Source organism: Modestobacter sp. SSW1-42 (assembly GCF_046635825.1).
Lineage (GTDB): Bacteria > Actinomycetota > Actinomycetes > Mycobacteriales > Geodermatophilaceae > Modestobacter.
Genome location: NZ_JBISCA010000004.1, coordinates 309,099 through 333,085 on the forward strand (window position 1 = coordinate 309,099; position 23,987 = coordinate 333,085).

The following is a 23,987-nucleotide window of genomic DNA, read 5'->3' on the forward strand; positions in this document are numbered from 1 at the left end:
CGTCAGGAGGGCGGTCACCACTCGATCCCCCGCTGGCCCTTCTGGCCGGCGTCCATCGGGTGCTTGACCTTGGTCATCTCCACGACCAGGTCGGCGGCCTCGACGAGCCGGGGGTGGGCGTCGCGCCCGGTGATGACGACGTGCTGGCTGCCCGGCCGGCTCGTCAGCGTCTCCACCACGTCCTCGACGTCGACCCAGCCCCACTTCATCGGGTAGGTGAACTCGTCGAGCACGTAGAAGCGGTGCGCTTCAGCGGCCAGGTCGCGCTTGATCTGCGCCCAGCCCTCGGCGGCGTCGGCGGCGTGGTCGGTCTCGTCGCCGGCCTTGCGCGACCAGGACCAGCCCGAGCCCATCTTGTGCCAGACCACCGGGCCGCCCTGCCCGGTCGTGGCGTGCAGCTCGCCGAGGGCGGTCAGCGCGTTCTCCTCGCCGACCTTCCACTTGGCGCTCTTGACGAACTGGTAGACCGCGATCGACCAGCCCTGGTTCCACGCCCGCATGGCCATGCCGAACGCCGCGGTGGACTTCCCCTTCATCTCCCCGGTGTGCACCGCCAGCAGCGGCCGGTTGCGGCGCTGCCGGGTGGTCAGCCCGTCGACCGGGACGGCGGTCACCTGCCCCTGGGGCATGTCAGGCCGCCTCTCGGACCGTGCGGACCAGGGACTCGGCGCCCAGCTCCTCGAGCCGCATCGTCCGCGCGCCGAGGGCGGCACCGAGGGACGTCGCCAGGCCCAGCCGCACCGGCCCGGACTCGCAGTCGACCACGATGCTCGCCACCCCGCCCGCGGCCAGCAGCCCGGCCGCGCGCCGGGACTCCCCGAGCGAGTCGGTGCCGCGCGGGCCGGTCGCCCGGCCGTCGGTGACGACGACCAGCAGCGGACGGCGCTGCGGGTCGCGCACCCGTTCCAGCCGCAGCGTCTCGTGCGCCCGCAGCAGCCCGGCGGCGAGCGGGGTGCGCCCGCCGGTGGGCAGGCTGGTCAGCCGGGCGGCCGCGGCCTCCACCGACCAGGTGGGCGGCAGGGCCAACTCGGCCTCGCCGCCGCGGAAGGTGATCAGCCCGACCTTGTCGCGGCGCTGGTAGGCGTCCATCAGCAGGGACAGGACGGCGCCCTTGACCGCGGCCATCCGCGACCGGGCGCCCATCGACCCGCTGGCGTCGACGACGAACAGCACGAGGTTGCCCTCGCGGCCCTCCAGCGTCGCCTGGCGCAGGTCGGCGCGCTCGACGCGCAGCCCGGTGCCACTGCGGCCGCGGGCCCGCTGGTGCGGCGCGGCGGCCAGCACGGTGTCGACCAGGTGCAGCTTGGTGACCGCGTGCTCGGGACGCCGGGAGCCGACCACCCGCCCGCGCTCGCTGCGCGCCCGGGACCGCCGGCCCGACGCGCCCGCGCCGATGCCGGGCACCTCCAGCCGCTGCACGCGGAACGCCGCGTCCGGGGCGACGGCCGCCTTCTCCGGTGCGGGGGCGGCGTCGGTGTGCCCACCGCCCTCACCCCGCGGCGCCGTCGTCGGCCCCTGCTCCCCGCCGTCGGGCCCCCCGCCGTCCGCACCCGCGCCGCCCGGCCCTGCGCCGTCCGGGCCCGCGCCGTCCGGGCCCGCGCCGTCCGGGCCCGCGCCGTCCGGGCCCGCGCCGTCCGAGGGGCCGCCGTCCGAGGGGCCAAAATCGCGACTTCGGCCCTCGGGAGGGGGGCCGTCGCCGTCGGTGGGGTCGGTGCCCTCGGGTGGGGTCGGGTCGTCGTCGTCCGGGCGGGAGTCGGACAGGGCCTGCTCGAGGGTGTCGTCGTCCAGGCCGGGGGCGTCGAAGGGGTTGCGCCGGCGGCGGTGCGGCAGCGCCAGGCGGGCGGCCACCCGGACGTCGTCCTCGGTGACCTCGGTGCGCCCGGCCCAGGCGGCGTGCGCGATGGCGGCGCGGGCGGTGACCAGGTCGGCGCGCAGGCCGTCGACGTCGAAGGCGGCGCAGACGCTGGTGACCTGCCGCAGCGCGGCGTCGCTGAGCACCACCTGCGGCAACAGCGCGCGGGCGGCGGCGATCTGGGCGGCGAGCTCGGACTCCGACGCCGACCACGCAGCGGCGAAGCCGGCCGGATCGGCGTCGTAGGCGAACCGGCGGCGCACGACCTCGGCGCGCAGGCCCGGCTCGCGCGGGGCGGCGACCTCGACGGTGAGCCCGAACCGGTCGAGCAGCTGCGGGCGCAGCTCGCCCTCCTCGGGGTTCATGGTGCCCACCAGCAGGAACCGCGCGGCGTGCCGCACCGAGACGCCCTCGCGCTCGACGTAGGCCCGGCCCAGCGCGGCGGCGTCGAGCAGCAGGTCGACCAGGTGGTCGTGCAGCAGGTTGACCTCGTCGACGTAGAGCACGCCGCGGTTGGCGCCGGCCAGCAGCCCGGGCTCGAAGCTCTTGACGCCCTCGGTGAGCGCGCGCTCGAGGTCCAGCGAGCCGACCAGCCGGTCCTCCGACGCCCCGACCGGCAGCTCGACCAGCGCCGCCGGGCGGGTCGCCGAGGGTGCACCGGGGTCGTGCGGGCCGTCGGGGCACTCGGCGTCGGGGGCGGCGGGGTCGCAGGCGAAGCGGCAGCCGGCGACGACGTCCACCGGCGGGAGGACGGCGGCCAGGGCGCGCACCGTCGTCGACTTCGCCGTCCCCTTCTCACCGCGCACCAGCACGCCGCCGACGGCAGGGGAGACGGCGTTGAGCAGCAGGGCCAGGCGCAGGTCGTCCATGCCGACGACGGCACCGAAGGGGTAGGTCAAGGGAGCACAGGTCCTCTCCCCGGGTGTCCACGCCCGGAGGTGGCAGGAGGCGACGGCGGGAGTTCCTGACTCACCGGCTCGGGAGCCGGCTCACAGTGGCGGGACCGCGCCGGAATCGCACCGGGCTTCCTCCACTGCCGTCGCAGTTCGCGTCCATCAGACCACGGCGATCCGGCGCAGGACAGGGGCGGGACGTCTTGACGGAGTGGAAAGTGATGCGGCACTCTTTCCGACATGGAAAGCAACCACCTCGACCGGGACGACGCCGCGGCCCAGCTGGCCGCCCTGCAGGCCGACCGCGCGGCGCTGGCCGACCGGGTCGTGCAGCCCTGGTGGTACGACGTGGCGCTCGGGCTGCTGCTGTTCGGCTTCCTGGCGTCCTACGCCTTCGACTCGCTGTGGGTCACCGTCCCCGCCCTGGTCGTCTTCTGCGCCGCGCTGGGCGCCCTGGTCCAGGCCTACCGGCGGATCACCGGCGTCTGGGTGAACGTCGACGCCCGGAGCATGACCGTCTGGTGCGCCATCTGCGTGCCGGTCCTGGTGGCCGCGTTCGTGCTCGCCGAGGGTTTCGACCAGCACTGGGTGATGGTGCCCGCGGGCGCCGTCCTCGGCGTCGCGGTGACCGTCCTGGGCCGCCGGTGGGGCCGCGCCTACGCCGCCGAGCTGCGCAGCGGTCAGCTGTGACGGCGGTGGCCCCGCGCTTCGACGCGGTGATCCACCCCCCGCCCCGGCTGCAGATCTGCGGGCTGCTCGCGGCGGTCGACACGATGGAGTTCGCCACCGCCCGCGACGCCGTCGGGGTGAGCGACTCGGTGCTGTCCAAGCACGTCAAGCAGCTGGAGGAGGCCGGGTACGTGCAGGTGCGCAAGGCCACGATCGCCTCCCGGCAGCGCACCTCGCTGTCGCTGACCAAGGCCGGGAAGGCGGCCTTCGCCGCCCACGTCGCCGAGCTCCGCCGGATCACCGAGGGCCTGTAGCCCGCGCGGCTGCGGCGGCCGGGGCTCCGGCAGAGTGGGCGGCGATGGACGACGGACGGCACCGGCGGCTGCTCGACCGGGCGCTCGTGCTGGCCGTGGGCGTCGGCGTGGCCGGGGCGTTCGAGCTGCTCGGCGTCCCGTCGGCGGCGCTGTTCGGCGGCCTGGTCGCGGGCCTGGGCCGGGCGCTGCTCGGCCGCACCCGGCTGGCCCTGCCCCAGCGGGCGGGCACCGCGGCGCAGGCGGTCATCGGCGTCTCGATCGGCGCGCTGATCCAGACCGACACGCTGCGCACCATCGGCGAGCACTGGCTCGCGGTCCTGCTGGTCACCGTCGCGACGCTGCTGGTCAGCCTGGTCGCCGGGCAGCTGATGCGGCTGCAGCCCGGGATCAGCCCGGTCACCGGGGCGTTCTCGATGATCGCCGGCGGGGCCTCGGGCATCACCGCGATGGCCCGCGACCTCGGCGCCGACGAGCAGGTGGTCGCGGTCCTGCAGTACCTGCGGGTGCTGCTGATCGTCGTGGCGATGCCGATCGTGGCGACCACCGTCTACGGCGCGTCCAGCGGCAGCGGGCCGGCGCCGGCCGAGGACGGCCCCGGCTGGCCGGCCGGGCTGCTGTTCACCGTCGTCTGCGTCGGGGTCGGGGTGGTCCTCGGCCGGGCCACCCGCATCCCGGTGGGCGCGCTGCTCGGCCCGATGGCGGTCGCCGCCGTCCTGGACCTCACCGGCCTCTCGCAGGGCGCCACGCTGCCCGGGCCGCTGGAGGCCGCGGGCTTCCTGGCGATCGGTCTGCAGGTGGGGCTGGGCTTCACCCGCTCGAGCCTGCGGCTGGTCGGCCGTGCGCTGCCGCTGGCGCTGCTGCTGATCGTCGGTGCCGTCGTCGCCTGCGCGGGGCTCGGGGCGGTGCTCGCCCGGACGGCGGGCGTCAGCCCGCTCGACGGCTACCTGGCCACCACGCCCGGCGGGCTGTACGCGGTGCTGGCCACCGCCCGGGGCAGCGGTGCGGACGCGACGTTCGTGCTCGCCGTCCAGGTCCTGCGGCTGTTCGTGATGCTCTTCTCCGCCCCGCTGCTGGCCCGGCTGCTGCGACCGCGCGCGGGGTGAGGCGGCGACCGCCCGATCCGCGCCTACCCTGGTCCGGGTGCGCCAGCAGCCGATCGAGGAGGTACCGCTGTCCGAGGACGCCGTGAGCACGACGCGCGAGACCGACGCCGTGCTCCTCTTCGTGGGTGGTCCGCTGGACGGCCGTGTCGAGATCCGCGCTGCCCGGCACGGTGAGCCGCTGCCCACCGTCACCCACGTGCACCTGCACGACGGCCCCAAGGTCGTGCACCGCTACGACCTGCAGCCGCTGACCGACTCGGCCGGCGTCTACCACCTGCGCAGCCGCCCCCCGGTCTAGCCCGCGCTCAGCGGAGGCGCCGGACCTCGGCGGCCACCTCGTCGAAGCGGGCGCGGCTCAGCGCCGCCCCCTCCCGCCGGACGTCGCCCGGCTCGATCCGCAGCACCCGGTCCACCCGCGCCTCGCTGGGGCGGCCCTGCCTGTCCCAGGGGCCGGTGCCGACGTCGACCCAGTGCCGGCCGTGCCGGGCCTCGTCGGCGGCGTCCCGGTCGTGGTCCTGGCTGCTGAGCATCAGCCCGAGCAGCGCGCCGCCGTCCCGGCCGATGACCAGCACCGGGCGGTCCTTGCCGCGCCCGTCGTTCTCCTCGAACGGGACCCACGCCCACACGATCTCGCCGGGGTCGGGGGCGCCGTCGTCGACCGGGGCGTACTCCATCCGGACCGGGCCGGCGTGGTCGGTGACCGGACCGGGCCGGGCGGCGATCGGGCCGGGCGCGGGGAGCGGGGCCCGGGTCGGGGCCGGCTCGCCGCTGCGCCCCCCGCCGCGGCTCAACGTGCGTGCGCCCTCGCGGACGACGGCCACGGCCAGCCGCCCCAGCTGTGCTCTCCAGTTGCTGCCCGCCACGGCCGTCACGGTAGGCCACGAGGTGGTGGCGGCGTGCCGCCACCGACACGCCGCCGCCACGCGGCGCCGTCTCGCGCGTCGATGACCTGCGGAACCACAGCCGTGTGATCCTCGCCGGACAGGGGCCCGGTCAGGGACGAACTCGTCACACCCGCGGTTGAACAGGACCGTGGCGAGCCACATTCGTACCGGCGACCCCATCCAGGCGGCGCTTCGGAGAAGAGGTCGAACATGACCACAGTGCAGCCAGTCGTCCCGGTCCCCGTGCCGGTGACCGCGCTGGCGCAGCCGGCGGTCCGGGCGAGCGCGCTCGCCGCGTTCCAGCTGGTGGAGGACGCCCGCTACCGGGCTCCCGAGCGACGACGACGCGACGAGCGCCGGCGGGTGCTGGCCCAGCGCGCGGTCGCCGAACGCAAGGCCGAGCGCGAGCACCGCGCCGACTCCTGAGGGAGCACCCCCCCGTGCCCCCACGCTTCGCGAGCTGAGCGCGGGGCCCTGCACGGGGGCCTAGAGCTCCTGGGCGAGGTCCGCGCGGATCGTCGCGTCGTCGGGCAGCTCGTCCTCCAGCGCGCAGTGGTCGCGGATGACCTGGCCGAACGGGGCGAAGGTCGAGCGGTCGACCTGCGCCTCGGGGTCCCAGAGGCCGGCGCGCATGACCGCCTTGGCGCAGTGGAAGTAGGTGCTGGTCACCTGCACGACCAGCACCGAGCGCGGCGGCCTGCCGAACTCGGTCAGGTCGGTGTCCAGGGCGCCGGGCTCGACCAGCGTCGTCGTCCCGAAGACCTTCAGCGTCTCCTCGAACCCGGGGACGAAGAACTGCAGCGCCACCCGCGGGTTCGCCGCGACGTTGCGCAGGCTGTCGAGCCGGTTGTTGCCGGTGCGGTCGGGCATCGCCAGCCGGTGCTCGTCGAGCACGTGCACGAAGCCGCGGCCGCCGCCGCGCGGGGAGATCTCCGGCCACCCGTCGGCGCTGGCCGTCGACAGCATCGCGAACGGGGACAGGCCGATGAACGCCGCGCAGTGGGCGTCGATGCGGTCGATCTCCTTGTCCAGCACCAGCTGCGAGGGCGGGCGGTAGGAGGCGAGCACCGTCGAGTCGTCCACGCCCCGACGGTAGCGTGCGGCTGCGTGCGCGACGTCTGGAGTTCCCCGGTCCGCTTCGCCGAGTGCGACCAGGGGGCGGTGGTCTTCAACGGCCACTACCTGACCTGGGCGCACGAGGCGGTCGAGGCGTGGTGGACCGCGCTCGGCCTGCCCTTCGCCGAGACCGGCCTGGACCAGCGGATCAAGGCCGCCACGCTGGAGTGGAGCTCCTCGGCCCGGTACGGCGACACGGTCACCGTCGACGCCGAGCTGGACCGGATGGGCAGCACCAGCTTCACCGTGGCGCTCACCGTGCGGGTGGGGGAGCGGGTCTGCTGCGTGGTGCGGACGACGTACGTGGCGGTCGCCGACGGCGTGCCGGTCCCGTGGCCGGAGCGGGTGCGGGCGCTGCTGCAGGGCTGAGGGCGGGGGCGTGCCGGGCCGTCAGTGCGGGCCGATCACCGGCAGCCCGGCCGGCGGGCCCTGCTCGATGAGCCGCCACAGCGCGTCGGTGTCGGCGTGCTCGCCGATCAGGTCGCCCAGCGCGTCGAGGCGGGCCTCGCGGACCGCGGCGAAGTCGGTGTCGGGTGCGGCGGTGAACCGGCGGCCGGCGATCGCGGCGACCTCGGCGAGGAACGCCCGGCGGAACCCGTCGTTCTCCAGCGCCCCGTGCCACGTCGTCCCGAACACCGACCCGGCGCGGGCGCCGTCGAGGAACGGCTCGGCCCCGTCGTCGACGCTGACCACCCCGTGGTGGATCTCGTACCCGCGCACCGGCCGGCCCAGGGCCGTCCCGACCGGGCGGCCGAGGGTCTTGTCGGGTGCGAAGCGGACGTCGGTGGGCAGCAGCCCCAGCCCGGGGACGGCGCCGGCCCGCGACTCCACGTCGTCGGTGATCGTGCGGGCCAGCATCTGGTGCCCGCCGCAGATGCCCAGCACGGCGCGGCCCTCGGCGGCCCGGCGGGCGACGGCGTCGGCCAGCCCGGTCTCGCGGAGCCAGCGCAGGTCGGCCACCGTGGACCGGGTGCCGGGGAGCACGACCAGGTCGGCGTCGGCGAGCTCCTCGGGGCGGGTCGCGTAGCGCACCAGCACGCCGGGCTCGGCGGCCAGCGCGTCGAGGTCGGTGAAGTTGGACAGCCGCGGCAGCCGGGCGACCGACACCCGCAGCACGTCCTCGCCGACCGGGGGCCCGGCCGGCTCGGCGACGCCCACCCCGAGGGAGTCCTCGACGTCCAGGTGCAGGCCGGTCTGCCAGGGCAGCACCCCGAGGGTGGGGCGTCCGGTGAGCGCGGCGAGGGAGTCGAGGCCGGGGGCGAGCAGCCGGACGTCGCCGCGGAACTTGTTGACCAGGAACCCGGCCACCAGCGCCTGGTCGCCCGGCGGCATCAGCGCCACCGTGCCGTACAGCGCGGCGAACACCCCGCCGCGGTCGATGTCGCCGACGACGACCACCGGCAGCCGGGCGGCGGTGGCCAGGCCCATGTTGGCGATGTCGTCGGCGCGCAGGTTGATCTCGGTGGGGGAGCCGGCGCCCTCGCAGACCACCACGTCGAACCGGGAGCGCAGGTCGGCCAGGCAGGCCAGCGCCTGCTCCAGCAGCGCCGCCTTCATCGGCCGGTAGCTCAGCGCCGTGACGTCGGCGACGGCCCTGCCCAGGACGACGACCTGGCTGGCGTTGTCGCCGCCGGGCTTGAGCAGCACTGGGTTCATCGCCGCCTCGGGCTCGACCCGGGCCGCGGCGGCCTGCATCACCTGGGCCCGGCCGATCTCGGCGCCGTCGGCGGTGACCATCGAGTTGTTGCTCATGTTCTGCGCCTTGAACGGCGCCACCCGCACGCCCTGGCGGGCCAGCCAGCGGCAGATGCCGGCGGTGACGACGGACTTGCCGGCATCGGAGGTGGTGCCGGCGACCAGCAGCGCGCCCCCTGTCACGCGAGCGCTCCGCGATCAGCCGTTCGGCCGATCGTCACGCCGCGTCGGGCTTCTCGCCCCAGCCGGCCTTCTCCTGGCCCGACAGGTCGGCGATCGCCTCCATCACCCGGTCGGTGACCTCGCGCCGTGCCCGGTTGCTGCCGGCGGAGCCGCGGTGCTCGGGGAAGGTCAGCGGCTCGCCGAAGGTCACCGAGACCTTGTGCGGGCGCGGCCAGCGGGCGCCGATCGGCTGGATCTTGTCGGTGCCGATGACGGCGACCGGCACGACCGGGCAGTCGGCCGTGAGCGCGAGCCAGGCCACGCCGGTCTTGCCGCGGGCCAGCCGGCCGTCCCGCGAGCGGGTGCCCTCGGGGTAGATGCCGAACGCGCCGCCGGCCCGGAGCACCCCCATCGCGGTGTCGAGGGCGGCCTGGGCGGCGCGGTGGTCCTGTCGCTCGACCGGGAGCGCGCCGAGGGCGGTGAACAGCGTGCGGGACACCCAGCCGCTGAACCCCGCACCCCGCCAGTACTCCGCCTTGGCCAGGTAGGCCACCTTGCGCGGCGCCACCAGGGGGATGCCGATGCTGTCGATGAAGGACAGGTGGTTGCTGGCCAGGATCACCGGGCCGGTCAGCGGCACGTTCTCGCGGCCGACGACGGTGGGCCGGAAGACGACGAAGACCAGCGGTCGCAGCACGAACCGCACCAGCAGGTAGAACACGGTGCCGCGGCCCCCATCCCGTCCCGGCCCCGCACCGGCGCGGGGTTCGGTCGATCCTGCCCGACGCGGGTGTCGCCGGGACGGGCGGGGGAGCCGCCTCAGGCGGAGTGCGCCGGCGGCGAGGCGTCGTGCAGGATCTCGCGCACGTCGTCGGGCAGCGGGGCGCGCCCGCTGGCCGAGTCGATGATCAGGACGGCGACCTCGCGCACCTTGCGGTGGGTGTGGCTGGAGATGTGCGCCAGGAGGTCGAAGGCCACCTGGTCGCCGCAGCTCATCAGCACCATGAGGATGCCCTTGGCCTGCTCGATCGCCGCGCGACTGGCCATCGCGCTGCGCAGCTGCTCGACCTCGGTCTGCAGGCTCCGGACGGTGGTGTCCTCGGCGGCCGGGGGGCGACCCTCGGTGACGTCGACGGCCAGGCCGGCCAGCGCCAGCACGGTGCCGGAGGCGTCGAGTTCCGGCTCGCAGACCAGCAGCAGCGACCGGGCGGCGCCGTCGCCGCGCTGCACGCGGTACTCCCGGGCGAACGCCGTCCCGGTGGTGCCGGCGACCAGCAGGGCCTCGCGGAGCGCGGAGCGGTCGTCGTCGTGGACGTGGGAGAGCAGGAGCTGCACGGTGGGGCGCACCGTGCCGGCGGGGACGCCGAGGAGGTCGTGCAGCTCGGGCGACCACCACCACTGCTCGGTGGCGAGGTCGCCGCGGAAGCGGCCGGCCACCCGGGCGGCGTTGGCCTGCGGAGGGAGGGATCGGTGGGCCCGGCCGGGTGTGGCGTCCGCGAGGCGTGGGCCCGCGTCGGCGTGGCGGGGGAGTGCCGAGGTGGAGGACATCGAGTTCAGGCCGATCTCTGCTGACGCCCCGTGGCTCAGGGGGGTCGTCGAGCCGTGCGCTCGACCGTGACGACCCATCGGCCCCTCGGGGTCGACCGCTCCAGTCCCCGCCAAGTTACCGCTGGGACCCGACACATGCACGCGCGTTCGGGGTGGGCAACCCGGCTGCGCACGGCGCGGCGGTTGGTACCTGCCCGGTCACCGAGCGTGGTCAGCGACGGAGCCGGCTGACCGCTGCCGCCGCTGCCGCCGCGGTCCACACCGCCCGGGAGAGCCGGACGGCCCGCCCGACGTCCGCGCGCACCGGCGGCCGGCCGTCGCCGAGCACCGGCCGCTCCTCGACCCGGGCGCCGTAGACGTTGCGCCCGCCCAGCCGCAGGCCGAGCGCGCCGGCCAGCGACGCCTCGCACCGGCCGGCGTTGGGGCTCGGGTGCGCGGCGCCGTCGCGCCGCCACACCCGCCAGGCGCCCGCCGGTGACCCGCCGGCCAGCGGCGCGGTCAGCACGGTGAGGACGGCGGTGAGGCGGGCGGGCACCCAGTTGACGACGTCGTCGAACCGGGCCGAGGCCCAGCCGAAGCGGGTGTACCGGGGCGACCGGTACCCGACCATCGCGTCCAGGGTGTTGGCCGCCCGGTAGCCCAGCAGCCCGGGCAGCCCGGCGACCGCGCCCCAGAACAGCGGGGCGACCGCGGCGTCGGAGGTGTTCTCCGCGACCGACTCCACCGTGGCCCGCACCAGTTCCGGCTCGCCCAGGCCGCTGGGGTCCCGGCCGGCCAGTGTGGACAGGTGCGCGCGGGCCGCGGGCAGGTCGCCGGCGGCCAGGTGCTGCTCCATGGTGGCCGCGGCCCGGCCCAGCGAGGTGCCGCCGAGCACCGCCCAGGTGGCCAGGGCGGTGGCGGCGGTCCGGGCCGCGGGGGAGCGCGCGGTCAGCCGGGACGCGGCGGCGCCCACCGCGACCGCCGTCCCGACGCAGAGGCCGGTGTAGGCCGCGCCGGCGGCCCGGGAGTCGCGCCACATCCGCCGCTCGAGGGCGGCGGCGGCCTGCCCGAACCCGGCGACCGGGTGGCCCCGGCGGGGGTCGGCGAACACCAGGTCGGCGGCGCTCCCCAGGGCGAGGCCGGCGGCGGTCGCGCGGTTCACCGGCCGACCGTCCCGGAGCACGGTCGGGGGCTGCCCGGCGGGGAGGGCAGGACCCGGGCGGCGGCAGTGGACATCGGCGGCCACGGTAGGGCAGCGCCGCGACCCTAGGATCAGCGGTCATGCGCCTGCCCGGCCGTTACGACGGCGTCGCCCGCCCGATCGTCACCTACGGCAGCAACCCCGTGCTGCACCGCCCGTGCGCACCGGTCACCGTGTTCGACCGCGACCTGCGGCACCTCGTGCTGGACATGTTCGCCAGCATGGCCGCCGCCGACGGCGTGGGGCTGGCGGCCAACCAGATCGGCGTCGACGCCCGCGTGTTCGTCATCGACTGCCCGGACGCCGACGGCGAGGACGTCGTCGGCGTGGTGGTCAACCCGGTCCTGACGATCGTCGACCCGGTGGACGGCGAGCCCGCGGTGGAGGTCACCGAGGAGGGCTGCCTGTCGGTGCCGGGGCCCTACGCCGAGCTGGCGCGGGCCTTCCGTGCCCGGGTCGACGGCGTGGACGTGCACGGTGACCCGGTGTCGATCGAGGCGACCGGCATGGCCGCCCGCTGCCTGCAGCACGAGGTCGACCACCTCGACGGCACCGTCTACGTCGACCGGCTGCCCGCCGAGCAGCGCGAGCTGCTGCTGGCCGAGGCCGCCGGCCCGGAGGGGGAGCTGCCGGCGTGAGGGCCGAGGGAGCATCGCAGGGAGCGCCAGCGACCGAGGAGCGGATCGAGGCCCGTCCACACGCCCTCGGGTGCACGGCGTGACGGCGCCGGAGGGGTGGGTCGTCACCGTCGTCGGCATCGGCGCCGACGGCTGGGACGGGCTGTCCCCGGCGGCCCGGCGCGCGGTCGAGGGCGCCGAGGTGCTGCGCGGCAGCAGCCGGCAGCTGTCCCTGGTGCCGGCCGGGGTCACCGCCGAGCGGGTGCCGTGGCCCTCGCCGATGGCGCTGGCCGTGCGCGAGCTGCCCGAGGCGCACCCCGGCCGGCGGGTGGTCGTGCTGGCCAGCGGCGACCCGATGTACTCGGGCATCGGCACCACGCTGGTGCGCTGGTTCGGCGCCGCCGCCGTCGACGTCGTCCCGCACCCGTCCTCGGTCACCTGGGCCTGCTCGCGGATGGGCTGGTCGGTCGAGGAGACCACCGTCGTGTCGGTGGTCTGGAAGCCGGTCGAGCTGCTGGCCGCCCAGGTCGCCCCGGGGCGGCGGCTGCTCGTGCTCGGCGCCGACGGCACCACCCCCGCCGAGGTCGCGCGCCGGCTCACCGCCTGGGGCTACGGCGCCAGCACGCTGACCGCGCTGGCCCAGCTCGGCGGCCCCGCCGAGCGGCGGTTCACCGGGACGGCGGCGGCCTGGCCGCACGCGCAGACCGACCCGCTCACGATCACCGCGGTCGAGGCGGTCGCCGACCCGGGCACCGTGCCGCTGTCCACCGTGCCGGGGCTGCCCGACGACGCCTACCGCAACGACGGGCAGCTGACCAAGCGCGACGTCCGGGCGGTGACGCTGTCCCGGCTGGTCCCGCTGCCGGGGCAGCTGCTCTGGGACGTCGGCGCCGGCGCCGGCTCGATCGGCATCGAGTGGATGCGGGTGCACCCCTCCTGCCGGGCGGTCGCCGTCGAGTCCGACCCCGACCGCGCGCACCGGATCGGGCAGAACGCCGCCCGGCTCGGCGTCCCGGGCCTGCAGGTGGTGCGCGGCCGGGCGCCCGAGGCGCTGGGCGACCTGCCCGCCCCGGACGCGGTGTTCGTCGGCGGCGGCGCGACCGTGCCCGGCGTGCTGGAGAACTGCTGGGACGCCCTGGCCCCCGGCGGCCGGCTCGTGGTCAACGCGGTGACCGTGGAGAGCGAGGGCGTGCTCGCGCAGTGGCAGGCGCGAGTCGGCGGCTCGCTGACCCGGCTGCAGGTCGCGCAGGCCGCCCCGGTCGGCGGCTTCACCGGCTGGAAGCCGGCCATGCCCGTGACGATCTGGAGCGTGACCCGGTGACCGTCCACTTCATCGGCGCGGGTCCCGGCGCGGCCGACCTGGTCACCGTGCGGGCGGCCCGGCTCATCGCCTCGTCCCCGGTCTGCCTGTACGCCGGGGCGCTGGTGCCGCGCGAGCTGCTCGACAGCGCACCGGCCGGCGCGCGGCTGGTCGACACCGCCGACCTCGACCTCGACCAGATCACCGCGGAGCTGGTGGCCGCGCACGCCGCGGGGCTGGACGTCGCCCGGCTGCACTCCGGTGACCCGTCGGTGTACAGCGCGATGGCCGAGCAGATGCGCCGGCTCGACGCCGCCGGGGTGCCCTACGACGTCGTCCCGGGGGTGCCGTCGTTCGCGGCCGCGGCCGCCTCGCTCAAGCGCGAGCTGACCGTGCCGGGGGTCGCGCAGACCGTCGTCCTGACCCGGACGTCGGCGCGGTCGACGCCGATGCCGCCGGGGGAGGAGCTCGCCGCCTACGCCGCGACCGGCGCCACGCTGGTGCTGCACCTGGCCGTGCAGCGGCTGGACGTCCTGGCCCCCGAGCTCGCCGCGCACTACGGCGAGGACTGCCCGGTCGCGGTCGTGGCCAAGGCCAGCCGGGCCGACGAGCTGGTGCTGCGCGGCACGCTCGCCGACATCGCCGCCCAGGTGGCCGAGGCCGGCGTCCGGCGGACGGCGATCGTCGTCGTCGGCCGGGTGCTCACCGCCGGCGAGTTCCCCGACAGCCACCTGTACTCGACCACCCGGGCCCGCGCGTGAGCTCTTCTGGCCCCGCCGCAGGGCCCCGCCGCGAGCTTGCGAGTGGTGGGGGGCGGTGGGGTCCTTTCTCAGGCGCGGCCGACGATGACGCCGGCGCGGTCGATCACCACGACGTCGACCTCGACCGGGGCGCCGAGGAGCACGCCCTCGGCGGTGCGGCGGGCGCCGGCGGCGACCAGGTCGCCCAGCGGGAGGCCCGCGGCCTGGCTCTGCCGCAGCGCGTCGAGTGCGGTGTTGGCCCCGCGCACGCCCTCGACCAGGGCGGCGTCGCCCCCGGCGCCGGCGACCAGGTCGGCGAGCACGGCGAAGGAGACCTGCGAGCGGCCCGAGTGCAGGTCGAGGTGGCCCTCGGCGAGCTTGGCCAGCTTGCCGATGCCACCGGCCACGGTCAGCCGCGGCACCGGGTGCCGGCGCAGGTACTTGAGCACGGCGCCGGCGAAGTCGCCCATGTCGAGCAGGGCGTCCTCGGGCAGGTCGTACAGCTCCTGCGCGACCCGCTCGCTGGTCGACCCGGTGGCGCCGGCCACGTGCTCGCGGCCGGCGGCCCGGGCGACGTCGATGCCGCGGCGGATCGAGTCGATCCACGACGAGCACGAGTACGGGACGACGACGCCCGTCGTCCCGAGGATCGACAGCCCGCCGAGGATGCCCAGCCGCGGGTTCCAGGTCTTCCGGGCGAGCTCGGCGCCGTTCTCCACCGAGACCTCGATCAGGACGTCGCCGGTGCCGCCGAACCGCTGCGCGACCGCGGCGACGTGCGCGCTCATGAACTGCCGGGGCATCGGGTTGATGGCCGGTTCGCCGACGGCCAGCGGGAGCCCGGGCTTGGTCACCGTGCCCACGCCCTCGCCGGCCCGGAACCGCACGCCGCTGCCGGGCTCGCCGAGCACCACCCGGGCGGAGACCAGCGCGCCGTGGGTGACGTCGGGGTCGTCGCCGGCGTCCTTGACGATGCCGACGGTCGCCTCGCGGGTGCCCAGGGACTCCCGGGCGAGGGCGAAGGCCGGGTGCTTGTCGTTGGGCAGGTCGATGCTGACCGGGTCGGGGAACTCGCCGGTGAGCAGCGCCGTGTAGGCGGCGGTGGTGGCCGCGGTCGCGCAGGCGCCCGTCGTCCAGCCGTGCCGCAGCCCCGCGCTGCCGTCCCTGCTCACTCGTGCTCCTCGCTGGCGCTCGTCGCCCGCGTTCGCGGGGCTGCTGTGCCCCCTGCTGAGCTCGCGAGCTCGCTCATCCTGCACATGGTGCACGCGTGACCGGTGCGGTGTTGGTGCTGGGCGGCACCGGCGAGGCGCGGGCGCTGGCCGCCGCGCTGCTCGCCGAGGGGGTCGACGTGCTCTCCAGCCTGGCCGGGCGCACCGCCGACCCGGTGCTGCCCGCGGGGCCGGTGCGGGTCGGCGGGTTCGGCGGTGCCGAGGGGCTCACCGCCTGGCTCGCCGAGCACCGCCCGCGCGCGGTCGTCGACGCGACCCACCCGTTCGCCGCGCAGATCACCGCCTCGGCGGCCACCGCGGCGGCCGCGCACGGCACGCCGCTGCTGCGGCTGCAGCGCCCCGGCTGGACGCCGCAGGACGGGGACACCTGGCGGTACGTCGACTCGCTGCCCGCGGCCGCCGCGGCGGTCGCCGGGTACGCGAGCGTCTTCCTGACCACCGGCCGGCAGGGCGTCGCGGCGTTCGCCGGGCTGCCCGGCCGGGTCCTGGTGCGCTCGGTCGACCCGCCCGACGAGCCGCTGCCGGCCGGCGCGACGGTGCTGCTCGACCGCGGGCCGTTCAGCGTCGCCGACGAGCTGACCCTGATGCGCGAGCACGCGGTCGACGTCGTCGTCACCAAGGACTCCGGTGGTCACCTCACCGAGGCCAAGCTGGTCGCCGCCCGCGCGCTGGGGCTGCCGGTCGTGCTCGTGCGCCGGCCACCGCTGCCGCCGGGGGTCGGGACGGTGACGACGGTGGCCGACGCGCTCGTCTGGCTGCGGGCTCAGGCCTGACGGGTGAACGCCCAGGCGGTGACCCAGACCGTGCCGACGGCGAGCACGAGCGAGCCGGGCACGTGTGCGGCCATGTTCCCGCCGTCACCGACCGCGGCCTGCACGAAGCCGGCCACGAAGACGGCGGCGGACACGACCACCGGCCACCGGGCGCCACCGGCCCGGGCGTGCAGGGCGGTGGCCACCACGAGCAGCAGGCCGGCGACGTGCAGCGCGATCGCGCCGGCGCCGTGGCCGTCGCGCGCCCCGCTGGCGTCGGCGAGCACCTGGCCGGCCGTGACGAACTGGAAGAGCAGCACGACCACCGACAGCGCGGCGCCGGCCTGGACGGCGCGGAGCGTGCCGGCGCTGCGGGTGGGCAGGGGTGCGGTCCGGGTCATCGGGTCCTCCGGGAGGTGGGTTGCTTGAGAGTTCATGGAACCAGTCCGGGCGCCGGAGCGGAAGCGTCGCGGCTGGTGCTCTTCGACCTCGACGGCACGCTGGTCGACTCGACCCCGGGCATCTGGGCCTCGATCCGGGTCGCCGCCGACCGGCTCGGGCTGCCCGTGCCGACCCCGGCGCAGCTGACCGCGATGGTCGGGCCGCCGCTGGAGGAGGGCTTCGCCGGCGCGTTCGGGCTGACGGGGGCGGACGTCGACCGGGCGGTGCTGGCCTACCGCGAGCACTACACCGCCGGTGCGCTGCTCGACGCCACCGTGTACCCGGGCATCCCGCGGCTGCTGGCCGACCTGCGCGCCGGCGGTGCGCTGCTCGCCGTGGCGACCAGCAAGCCCGGGCCGTTCGCCGTCCGCATCCTGGAGCACGTCGGGCTGCTCGCCGCCTTCGACAGCGTCCACGGCGCGACGCTGGACGGCGTCGTGCGGCACAAGGAGCAGGTGGTCGCCGCGGCGCTGGCCGCGCACCCGGACGGCGCGCGGCCGGTGCTGGTCGGCGACCGGCTGCACGACGTGCTCGGCGCCCGGGTCCACGGGCTGCCGTGCGTCGGCGCCGGCTGGGGACCGGCCCCGCCCGGCGAGCTCGCGGCGGCGGGCGCGGTGGCCGTCGTCGCCACCCCCGCGGACGTCCCGGCGGCGCTCGCCGTCCTGTAGCGGCGGACTGTCGTACCCCGGGTGCACAGTGGACGCCGACGGAGGAGGTGCACCCCAGTGCTCGGTGAACCGCAGGCGGTCGACCTCGACCTGCTGGACCTGGAGAGCGCCCTGCTGCGCGCCGCGGTCGGTGACTACGCGGCCGAGGCGGCGGTGCTGCTGCTGGCCGACTCCGGCCACTGGCTGCCGCAGCTGCAGGCGGCCGGGCTGGTGTCGATCGCCCTGGACGGCGACGCGGTCGACGGCGGTCCGTGGGCGGCGGTGCAGTGGAGCGACCTCGACGACGCGCTGCGGTCGGGGCGGATCGGCGGGTCCGGCGGGCAGCGCCGGCTGCTGCGCGCCGCGGCGGGCCTGGCCGAGGGGCAGCCGGTCGACCTCGCCGACCTCACCGCCGGCCTCGACCGCAACGAGCTCACCCTGCTGCTGGCCGCGCTGGCCCACGCCGCGGGCAGCCACGAGCACCACGACGTCGTCCGCGACGGCGACGGGCTGTCGCACGACGGCGCGCTGCTGGGCCCCGTGGTCGCCTGGCCGCTGCGCGACTGAGCGCGAGGGGTGAGCGGCGCCCGTTCTGGGCAAGATCGCAGGATGACCAGCACGGCTGAGACGCGGCTGCCCGACGCCCTGCAGCTGTTGCGCGACCGGGTCGCCGCGGCTCCGCTGGGCCTGGCCACCCAGAACCGCGACGAGGCCGAGCGCACCGCGCGGGCCGTGGTCGACCAGGTCGACGACTACCTGCTGCCCCGGCTGCGCGACCTCGACGCCCCGCTGCTGACCGTGGTCGGCGGCTCGACCGGCGCCGGCAAGTCCACGCTGGTCAACAGCGTGCTGCGGGCGCGGGTCACCACCCCGGGCGTGCTGCGGCCCACCACCCGGGCGCCGGTCCTGGTCTGCGCCCCGGCCGACCGGGAGTCCTTCGCCGGCGACCGGGTGCTGCCCGGCCTGGCCCGCACCACCGGCGGCGAGGCCGGCCCCGGCGGGCTGCAGCTGGTGGTCCACGACGGGCTGCCGGCCGGGCTCGCGCTCATCGACGCCCCCGACGTCGACTCCGTCGTCGAGGCCAACCGCGACCTGGCCGGGCAGCTGCTGGCCGCCGCCGACCTGTGGGTGTTCGTCACCACCGCGGCCCGCTATGCCGACGCCGTCCCGTGGGACCTGCTGCGCACGGCGCAGGAGCGGGGCACCGCGCTGGCCGTCGTGCTCGACCGGGTCCCGCCGGAGGCGGTGCGCGAGGTGGCCGACGACCTCGCCGCCATGCTGCGGGCCGCGCGGCTCGACAGCGCCAAGCTGTTCGTGGTCGAGGAGCGGCCGCTGGTCGACGGGTTCCTGCCCGACGACCAGGTGGCGCCGCTGCGCGCCTGGCTGCACGGGCTGGCCGCCGACGCCGAGCAGCGGGCCGCCGTCGTCCGCCAGACCCTCGCCGGTGCGCTGGAGAGCCTGGGCGACCGGGTCGACGTCGTCGTCGCCGGGGTGCGCGAGCAGGAGACCGCCGCCGAGGCGCTGTGGGCGGCCGCCGACGCCGCCTACGCCCGGGCGCGCGCGAGCATCGACGAGGCGGTCGGCAACGGCAGCCTGCTGCGCGGTGAGGTGCTCTCCCGCTGGCAGGAGTTCGTCGGCACCGGCGAGTGGATGCGCAGCCTGCAGGGTCAGGTCGGCCGGCTGCGCGACCGGCTGACCGCGGCGTTCACCGGCCGTCCGGCGCCCGGCGCCGACCTCACCGGCGCCCTGGAGTCCGGGGTCGAGACGCTGCTGCGCGCCGAGGCCGACCGGGCCGCGGAGAAGACGGTCACCAGCTGGCGGTCGCTGCCCGGCGGGATCGAGCTGCTCGACGGCCGGGAGACCGAGCTCGACGGCGTCTCGCCGTCCTTCGCCGGGGCCTCGGCCGACGAGGTGCGCGGCTGGCAGGGGTACGTGCTGGAGCTGGTCCGCGACGAGGGGGCGGGCAAGCGGTCCCAGGCCCGGCTGCTGTCCTGGGGCGTCAACGGCGCCGGCGCGGTGGTGATGGTCGCCGTCTTCGCCTCGACCGCGGGGCTGTCGGGCATCGAGGTGGTCGTCGCCGGCGGCACCACCGCGCTCGGCCAGCGGGTGCTGGAGGCGGTGTTCGGTGACGCCGCGGTGCGCGAGCTCGCCGCCCGCGCCCGCGCCGACCTCGACGAGCGCGCCGCCCGGCTGCTGGCCGCCGAGCAGGCCCGCTTCGACCAGCTGCTCGACGACGCCGCCCCCGAGCCCGGCACCGACGACGAGCTGCGCGCCGCCGTCTCCGCGCTGGCTGCCGCCCGGAAGGCGAGCGCGTGAGGCTGGGCAAGCGCGAGCAGCTGTCCCTGACCGACCGGCTGGCCGCCCTGCGCGAGGCGGTCGAGGTGGCCGACGGCCGGCTGGAGGTGCCCGAGGTCGGCCAGGCCCGCGCGCTGCTGGCCAAGGCCGGGGCCCGCGAGGCGCTCGGCGACGCCACCGTCGTCGCCCTCGCCGGGGCCACCGGCAGCGGCAAGTCGACGCTGTTCAACGCGCTCAGCGGCAGCGAGGTGAGCACCCCCGGGGTCCGCCGCCCGACGACCGGGGTCGCGCACGCCAGCGTGTGGGGCGAGCACGGGTCCGACCGGCTGCTCGACTGGCTGCAGGTCCCGCGCCGCAACCGGGTCGAGTCCGGGGACCCGGCGCTCGACGGGCTGGTCCTGCTCGACCTGCCCGACCACGACAGCGTGCGGCTGGAGAACCGGCTGGAGGTCGACCGGCTCGTCGAGCTGGTCGACGTCCTGGTCTGGGTGCTCGACCCGCAGAAGTACGCCGACGCCGCGGTGCACTCCCGCTACCTGGCTCCCCTCGCCGGGCACGCCGGGGTGCTGGTCGTCGTCCTCAACCAGGTCGACCGGCTCGACGAGGCCGCGGCCCGGGCGTGCCTCGCCGACCTGCGCGGGCTGCTGGACCGCGAGGGCCTGGCCTCCACACCCGTGCTGGCCACCGCGGCGCGCACCGGCGCCGGGCTGCCCGAGCTGCGCGCCGAGCTGGCCCGCCGGGTCTCCGCCCGCCGGGCGGCCACCGACCGGCTGGCCGCCGACGCCCGGGCCGCCGCCGCGGCGATGGCCGGGCACTGCGCGCCCGACGCCGGCGCCGACCGCAGCCGCGACACCGACGAGCGGGAAGGCCTGACCGCGGCGCTGGCCGACGCCGCGGGGGTGCCGGCGGTCGTGGGCGCGGTCGAGCGGTCGGCGCGCCGCCGCGGCAACCAGCACACCGGCTGGCCGGTGCTGCGCTGGACGTCGAAGCTGCGGGCCGACCCGCTCCGCCGGCTGCACCTGGGCAACGAGGACTCCCGGACGTCGCTGCCGCCGGCCGGCGCCGTGCAGCAGGCCGCGCTGGGCGCCGCGCTGCGCCGGGCCCGGGACGCCGCCGGCCACGGCCTGCCGCAGGCGTGGCGCGACGAGCTGCGCCGCACCGCCGAGCTGTCGGAGGACCGGCTGGCCGACGACCTCGACCGCGCCGTGGCCGGCACCGACCTCGGCCCGGACCGCACCCCGCTGTGGCAGCGCGCGGTCGGCGGGCTGCAGTGGCTGCTCCTGCTGGTCGCGCTGGCCGGGGCGCTGTGGCTGCTCGGCCTGGTCGGGCTCGGGCTGCTCCAGCTGGACGACGTCGTCCCGCTGCCCCGGGTCGAGGGCATCCCGCTGCCCACGCTGCTGCTGGTCGGCGGGCTGCTGGCCGGGTTGCTGCTGGCGCTGGTGGCCCGGCCGCTGGTCGCGATGGGCGCCCGACGCCGGGCCCGGCAGGTGCGCCGCCGGCTGCTGGACCGGGTAGGGGAGGTGGCCGACGCGCAGGTCGTCGCCCCGCTCAGCGAGGCCCGCGCCGACCACGGCCGGTTCTGCGCGGCGGTGACCCGCGCCGGCAGCTGAGCCCGCCGCCGGTCGCACGGGGACCGGTGGTGCCGCTGCTCGTGCTCCGCTGCCGGTCCGTCAGCAGAGCACGGGCGGGCGCGTGAGCACCCGGTCGAGGGGGGAAGCTGCCGGAGCTCGTGCTCTGCTCACCAGGGTGAGCAGAGCACGAGCTTGCGCGGTGCCAGGACCCCGCCGGGGACCTCAGTCGGTGCCGGACTCCATCGCGGCGCGGTCGAGCAGCTCGTCGTTGGGCGACACCTGCCCGCGGGAGGCGATCGCCTCGGCGCCGCCCTCCTCGGTGACGTCGATCAGGCCGGTCGAGGCCGCCTGCGCGGCGCCGATCGACACGTGCGTGGTACCGCCGACCAGCCCCATCCGGGCGTACTGCTCGAGCTTGGCCCGGGAGTCGGCGATGTCGAGGTTGCGCATGGTCAGCTGGCCGATCCGGTCGACCGGGCCGAACGCGGAGTCCTCGGTGCGCTCCATCGACAGCTTGTCCGGGTGGTAGCTGAACGCCGGGCCCGCCGTGTCGAGCACCGAGTAGTCCTCGCCCCGGCGCAGCCGCAGGGTGACCTCGCCGGTCACGGCGACGCCGACCCACCGCTGCAGCGACTCGCGCAGCATGAGCGCCTGGGGGTCCAGCCAGCGGCCCTCGTACATCAGCCGGCCCAGCCGCCGGCCCTCGGCGTGGTAGGTCGCGAGGGTGTCCTCGTTGTGGATCGCGTTGACCAGCCGCTCGTAGGCGATGTGCAGCAGCGCCATGCCCGGCGCCTCGTAGATGCCGCGGCTCTTGGCCTCGATGATGCGGTTCTCGATCTGGTCGGACATGCCCAGCCCGTGCCGCCCGCCGATGGCGTTGGCCTCGAGCACCAGGTCGACGGCGGAGTCGAACTCCCGGCCGTTGATCGTCACCGGCCGGCCCTGGGCGAAGCCGATGGTCACGTCCTCGGGAGCGATCTCCACGGCGGGGTCCCAGAACCGCACGCCCATGATCGGCTCGACGGTCTCGATCCCGGTGTCCAGGTGCTCGAGGGTCTTCGCCTCGTGCGTGGCGCCCCAGATGTTGGCGTCGGTGGAGTAGGCCTTCTCGGCGCTGTCGCGGTAGGGCAGGCCGTGGGCGACCAGCCACTCCGACATCTCCTTGCGGCCGCCGAGCTCGGTGACGAAGTCGGCGTCCAGCCAGGGCTTGTAGATGCGCAGCGCCGGGTTGGCCAGCAGGCCGTAGCGGTAGAACCGCTCGATGTCGTTGCCCTTGTAGGTGGAGCCGTCGCCCCAGATCTGCACGCCGTCGGCGAGCATCGCCCGCACCAGCAGCGTGCCGGTGACGGCGCGGCCCAGCGGGGTGGTGTTGAAGTAGCTGCGCCCACCGGAGCGGATGTGGAACGCGCCGCAGGTCAGCGCGGCGAGGCCCTCCTCGACGAGCGCGGCGCGGCAGTCGACCAGCCGGGCGATCTCGGCGCCGTACTGGGCGGCCCGGCCGGGCACCGAGCTGATGTCGGGCTCGTCGGCCTGGCCGATGTCGGCGGTGTACGTGCACGGGACCGCGCCCTTGTCGCGCATCCACGCGACTGCGACAGAGGTGTCGAGACCGCCGGAGAAGGCGATGCCGACGCGGTCACCGACGGGCAGGGACGTGAGCACCTTGGACACGGCAACAGTATGCAACGCCATGTATGGCCATGCAGTACCGGGGGTCAGCCGGCGGCCGGGACCGCCGCGGGACGGCGCCGCTGCACGGCCAGTCCGGCCACCGCGACCAGGGCCAGCGCGATGACGCCGGCGCCGTAGAGCTGCGCCGTCCGCTCCAGGCCCAGGTGGGTCGCCGCGATGCCCGCGGCGATCGCCGGCAGGCTGAAGCCGAGGTAGCTGGCGGTGAACACCGCGGCCAGCAGCCCGGCCCGGGCGCCCGGCTCGACCCCGCGGGTCACCGTGGCCATCGCCCCGAGGAAGGCACTGCCGAAGCCGAGGCCGGAGACCACGGCGGCGACGAAGAACAGCGCCAGCGAACCGACCGCCAGCGCGGTGACCGTGCCGGCCACCCCGCCGGCGAACACCAGCGCGCCGACGACCATGGCCCGGGCCGGGGCCACCCCGCGCATGCCGAGCGAGCCGACCAGGCCGGTGCCGTTGAGCGCCAGGACGACGAGGCTGCCCACCAGGTGGTCCTGCACGCCGTAGACGGTCGAGACCAGCGACGGGCCGAGCGAGGCGTACAGCCCGCCGAGCGCCCAGGTGGCGACCAGGCAGGGCAGGACGACGACGAACGCCCGGCGCTGCGCCGGCGGGACGTGCACGCTGGGTCGCAGCGAGGCCAGCGCGCCCGGCGTCCGGGGCGAGGTCTCGGGCAGCAGCACCAGCACGCCTCCCGCGGCCGCCAGGCAGAGCGCGGTCAGGGTGCCGAACACCCAGTCGGTCGGGGCGGGCAGCCACTCGACGGCCATGCCCGCGCCGACCGCGCCCAGTGACAGCCCGAACCCGGGGGCCGCGGAGTTGACCAGCGGCCCCAGCGGCTTCTCCGCTCGCTGCAGGTCCAGCAGCGCGGCCCCGAACGCGCCGGTCATCGCCCCCGTCGCGAACCCCTGCACGACCCGGGCGGCCAGCAGCCACCCGACCCCGTCGGCGGCGAGGAACAAGACCATCGACACCGCCTCCAGCACCAGTGCGGCGGCGAGCACCGGCCGGCGGCCGACGTGGTCGGACAGCCCGCCCACCACCAGCAGCGACACCAGCAGGGCCAGGGCGTAGACGGCGAAGACGACGGTCAGCAGCCCCGAGCCGAACCCGAACTGCTCGGCGTAGACCCGGTACAGCGGCGAGGGCACCCCGGAGGCGGCGAGCACCAGGACGAGCAGGACGGCGACCGCCCAGAAGGCGGCGGGACGACCGAGCTGACGACGGGGCACGCCCTGGTGCAAGGACCAACGACTCGGCTGTGTTCCGCCTCCCGGGGGCCATGTC

At 76.5% G+C, this 23,987-nt stretch carries 26 protein-coding genes and 1 riboswitch; of the genes, 14 read left to right on the forward strand and 12 right to left on the reverse strand.

The genetic code is table 11. From position 1 onward, the window contains the following. Positions 1-14: 14 nt before the first annotated feature. Complete coding sequence (gene cobO, locus ACGBYP_RS15770; RefSeq protein ID WP_411585617.1) at positions 15-629, reverse strand: cob(I)yrinic acid a,c-diamide adenosyltransferase; 615 nt, start codon at positions 627-629, stop codon at positions 15-17. Position 630: 1 nt separating this feature from the next. Further along, a complete protein-coding gene (locus ACGBYP_RS15775) occupies positions 631-2,751 on the reverse strand; it encodes a putative cobaltochelatase (RefSeq protein WP_411585619.1) in 2,121 nt (706 codons plus the stop codon). A gap of 36 nt (positions 2,752-2,787) precedes the next feature. Next, a riboswitch (cobalamin riboswitch) is annotated at positions 2,788-2,908 on the reverse strand. Positions 2,909-2,985: 77 nt separating this feature from the next. Between ACGBYP_RS15775 and ACGBYP_RS15780 the strand changes: the two genes are divergently transcribed. Genes ACGBYP_RS15780 through ACGBYP_RS15795 form a run of 4 tightly spaced genes read left to right on the forward strand, consistent with a single transcriptional unit; the run spans position 2,986 to position 5,129 of the window. Further along, entirely contained in the window at positions 2,986-3,435 is a 450-nt protein-coding gene (locus ACGBYP_RS15780; RefSeq protein WP_411585621.1) for a hypothetical protein, read from the forward strand. Continuing rightward, complete coding sequence (locus ACGBYP_RS15785; RefSeq protein WP_411585623.1) at positions 3,432-3,728, forward strand: transcriptional regulator; 297 nt, start codon at positions 3,432-3,434, stop codon at positions 3,726-3,728. Before ACGBYP_RS15780 ends, ACGBYP_RS15785 begins: the two co-directional genes overlap by 4 nt. Before the next feature lie 44 nt (positions 3,729-3,772). Then, positions 3,773-4,831 (forward strand): AbrB family transcriptional regulator, encoded by a 1,059-nt coding sequence (locus ACGBYP_RS15790; RefSeq protein ID WP_411585625.1) that lies wholly within the window; start codon positions 3,773-3,775, stop codon positions 4,829-4,831. 37 nt (positions 4,832-4,868) lie between these two features. Continuing rightward, a complete protein-coding gene (locus tag ACGBYP_RS15795; RefSeq protein ID WP_411585627.1) occupies positions 4,869-5,129 on the forward strand; it encodes a hypothetical protein in 261 nt (86 codons plus the stop codon). A gap of 7 nt (positions 5,130-5,136) precedes the next feature. Here ACGBYP_RS15795 and ACGBYP_RS15800 read toward each other — a convergent pair whose 3' ends face one another. After that, positions 5,137-5,694 (reverse strand): type II toxin-antitoxin system PemK/MazF family toxin, encoded by a 558-nt coding sequence (locus ACGBYP_RS15800; protein ID WP_411585628.1) that lies wholly within the window; start codon positions 5,692-5,694, stop codon positions 5,137-5,139. Between the two features lie 231 nt (positions 5,695-5,925). On the opposite strand from ACGBYP_RS15800, the gene ACGBYP_RS15805 reads away from it, so the two are divergent. Further along, complete coding sequence (locus ACGBYP_RS15805) at positions 5,926-6,141, forward strand: hypothetical protein (protein WP_411585630.1); 216 nt, start codon at positions 5,926-5,928, stop codon at positions 6,139-6,141. Positions 6,142-6,201: 60 nt separating this feature from the next. On the opposite strand, the gene ACGBYP_RS15810 is transcribed toward ACGBYP_RS15805, so the two are convergent. After that, positions 6,202-6,798, reverse strand: a complete 597-nt coding sequence (locus ACGBYP_RS15810) for an MSMEG_1061 family FMN-dependent PPOX-type flavoprotein (protein WP_411585632.1) — start codon at positions 6,796-6,798, stop codon at positions 6,202-6,204. Between the two features lie 24 nt (positions 6,799-6,822). Here ACGBYP_RS15810 and ACGBYP_RS15815 point away from each other — a divergent pair, with 24 nt between their 5' ends. Beyond that, the gene (locus ACGBYP_RS15815) at positions 6,823-7,200 is read left to right on the forward strand and encodes an acyl-CoA thioesterase (RefSeq protein ID WP_411585634.1); all 378 of its coding nucleotides are present in this window, start codon (positions 6,823-6,825) and stop codon (positions 7,198-7,200) included. Between the two features lie 21 nt (positions 7,201-7,221). Here ACGBYP_RS15815 and ACGBYP_RS15820 read toward each other — a convergent pair whose 3' ends face one another. The 4 genes from ACGBYP_RS15820 to ACGBYP_RS15835 all read right to left on the reverse strand — a co-directional run bounded on the left by ACGBYP_RS15820 (position 7,222) and on the right by ACGBYP_RS15835 (position 11,377). Beyond that, on the reverse strand, positions 7,222-8,709 hold the full coding sequence (locus ACGBYP_RS15820; protein WP_411585636.1) for a cobyric acid synthase: 1,488 nt from the start codon (positions 8,707-8,709) through the stop codon (positions 7,222-7,224). 34 nt (positions 8,710-8,743) lie between these two features. Further along, complete coding sequence (locus ACGBYP_RS15825; RefSeq protein WP_411585638.1) at positions 8,744-9,409, reverse strand: lysophospholipid acyltransferase family protein; 666 nt, start codon at positions 9,407-9,409, stop codon at positions 8,744-8,746. Positions 9,410-9,507: 98 nt separating this feature from the next. Further along, positions 9,508-10,236 (reverse strand): PAS and ANTAR domain-containing protein, encoded by a 729-nt coding sequence (locus ACGBYP_RS15830; protein ID WP_411585639.1) that lies wholly within the window; start codon positions 10,234-10,236, stop codon positions 9,508-9,510. 211 nt (positions 10,237-10,447) lie between these two features. Then, positions 10,448-11,377, reverse strand: a complete 930-nt coding sequence (locus ACGBYP_RS15835) for a cobalamin biosynthesis protein (protein ID WP_411585640.1) — start codon at positions 11,375-11,377, stop codon at positions 10,448-10,450. A 119-nt stretch (positions 11,378-11,496) separates the two neighbouring features. On the opposite strand from ACGBYP_RS15835, the gene def reads away from it, so the two are divergent. The 3 genes from def (at position 11,497) to cobM (ending at position 14,094) form a co-directional block, all read left to right on the forward strand. Then, the gene (def, locus tag ACGBYP_RS15840; RefSeq protein ID WP_411585642.1) at positions 11,497-12,054 is read left to right on the forward strand and encodes a peptide deformylase; all 558 of its coding nucleotides are present in this window, start codon (positions 11,497-11,499) and stop codon (positions 12,052-12,054) included. A 79-nt stretch (positions 12,055-12,133) separates the two neighbouring features. Further along, on the forward strand, positions 12,134-13,354 hold the full coding sequence (gene cbiE, locus ACGBYP_RS15845; RefSeq protein ID WP_411585643.1) for a precorrin-6y C5,15-methyltransferase (decarboxylating) subunit CbiE: 1,221 nt from the start codon (positions 12,134-12,136) through the stop codon (positions 13,352-13,354). Next, complete coding sequence (gene cobM, locus ACGBYP_RS15850; RefSeq protein WP_411585645.1) at positions 13,351-14,094, forward strand: precorrin-4 C(11)-methyltransferase; 744 nt, start codon at positions 13,351-13,353, stop codon at positions 14,092-14,094. Before cbiE ends, cobM begins: the two co-directional genes overlap by 4 nt. Before the next feature lie 68 nt (positions 14,095-14,162). On the opposite strand, the gene ACGBYP_RS15855 is transcribed toward cobM, so the two are convergent. Next, complete coding sequence (locus ACGBYP_RS15855; protein WP_411585646.1) at positions 14,163-15,245, reverse strand: cobalt-precorrin-5B (C(1))-methyltransferase; 1,083 nt, start codon at positions 15,243-15,245, stop codon at positions 14,163-14,165. A gap of 95 nt (positions 15,246-15,340) precedes the next feature. On the opposite strand from ACGBYP_RS15855, the gene ACGBYP_RS15860 reads away from it, so the two are divergent. Then, the gene (locus ACGBYP_RS15860) at positions 15,341-16,075 is read left to right on the forward strand and encodes a cobalt-precorrin-6A reductase (protein WP_411585647.1); all 735 of its coding nucleotides are present in this window, start codon (positions 15,341-15,343) and stop codon (positions 16,073-16,075) included. Here ACGBYP_RS15860 and ACGBYP_RS15865 read toward each other — a convergent pair. Continuing rightward, positions 16,066-16,455 (reverse strand): hypothetical protein, encoded by a 390-nt coding sequence (locus ACGBYP_RS15865; RefSeq protein ID WP_411585648.1) that lies wholly within the window; start codon positions 16,453-16,455, stop codon positions 16,066-16,068. The genes ACGBYP_RS15860 and ACGBYP_RS15865 overlap by 10 nt on opposite strands. Before the next feature lie 75 nt (positions 16,456-16,530). Here ACGBYP_RS15865 and ACGBYP_RS15870 point away from each other — a divergent pair, with 75 nt between their 5' ends. Genes ACGBYP_RS15870 through ACGBYP_RS15885 form a run of 4 tightly spaced genes read left to right on the forward strand, consistent with a single transcriptional unit; the run spans position 16,531 to position 21,047 of the window. Continuing rightward, a complete protein-coding gene (locus ACGBYP_RS15870) occupies positions 16,531-17,163 on the forward strand; it encodes an HAD hydrolase-like protein (RefSeq protein WP_411585649.1) in 633 nt (210 codons plus the stop codon). A 57-nt stretch (positions 17,164-17,220) separates the two neighbouring features. Then, positions 17,221-17,709, forward strand: coding sequence for a hypothetical protein (locus tag ACGBYP_RS15875; protein WP_411585650.1), 489 nt, complete (start codon positions 17,221-17,223; stop codon positions 17,707-17,709). Positions 17,710-17,751: 42 nt separating this feature from the next. Beyond that, a complete protein-coding gene (locus ACGBYP_RS15880) occupies positions 17,752-19,458 on the forward strand; it encodes an ABC transporter (protein WP_411585651.1) in 1,707 nt (568 codons plus the stop codon). Beyond that, entirely contained in the window at positions 19,455-21,047 is a 1,593-nt protein-coding gene (locus ACGBYP_RS15885; protein WP_411585652.1) for a GTPase, read from the forward strand. Before ACGBYP_RS15880 ends, ACGBYP_RS15885 begins: the two co-directional genes overlap by 4 nt. 183 nt (positions 21,048-21,230) lie before the next feature. Here ACGBYP_RS15885 and argG read toward each other — a convergent pair whose 3' ends face one another. Both argG and ACGBYP_RS15895 read right to left on the reverse strand, forming a co-directional pair. Then, a complete protein-coding gene (gene argG / locus ACGBYP_RS15890; RefSeq protein ID WP_411585654.1) occupies positions 21,231-22,679 on the reverse strand; it encodes an argininosuccinate synthase in 1,449 nt (482 codons plus the stop codon). A 44-nt stretch (positions 22,680-22,723) separates the two neighbouring features. Continuing rightward, complete coding sequence (locus tag ACGBYP_RS15895; protein WP_411585656.1) at positions 22,724-23,932, reverse strand: MFS transporter; 1,209 nt, start codon at positions 23,930-23,932, stop codon at positions 22,724-22,726. Between the last annotated feature and the right edge of the window lie 55 nt (positions 23,933-23,987).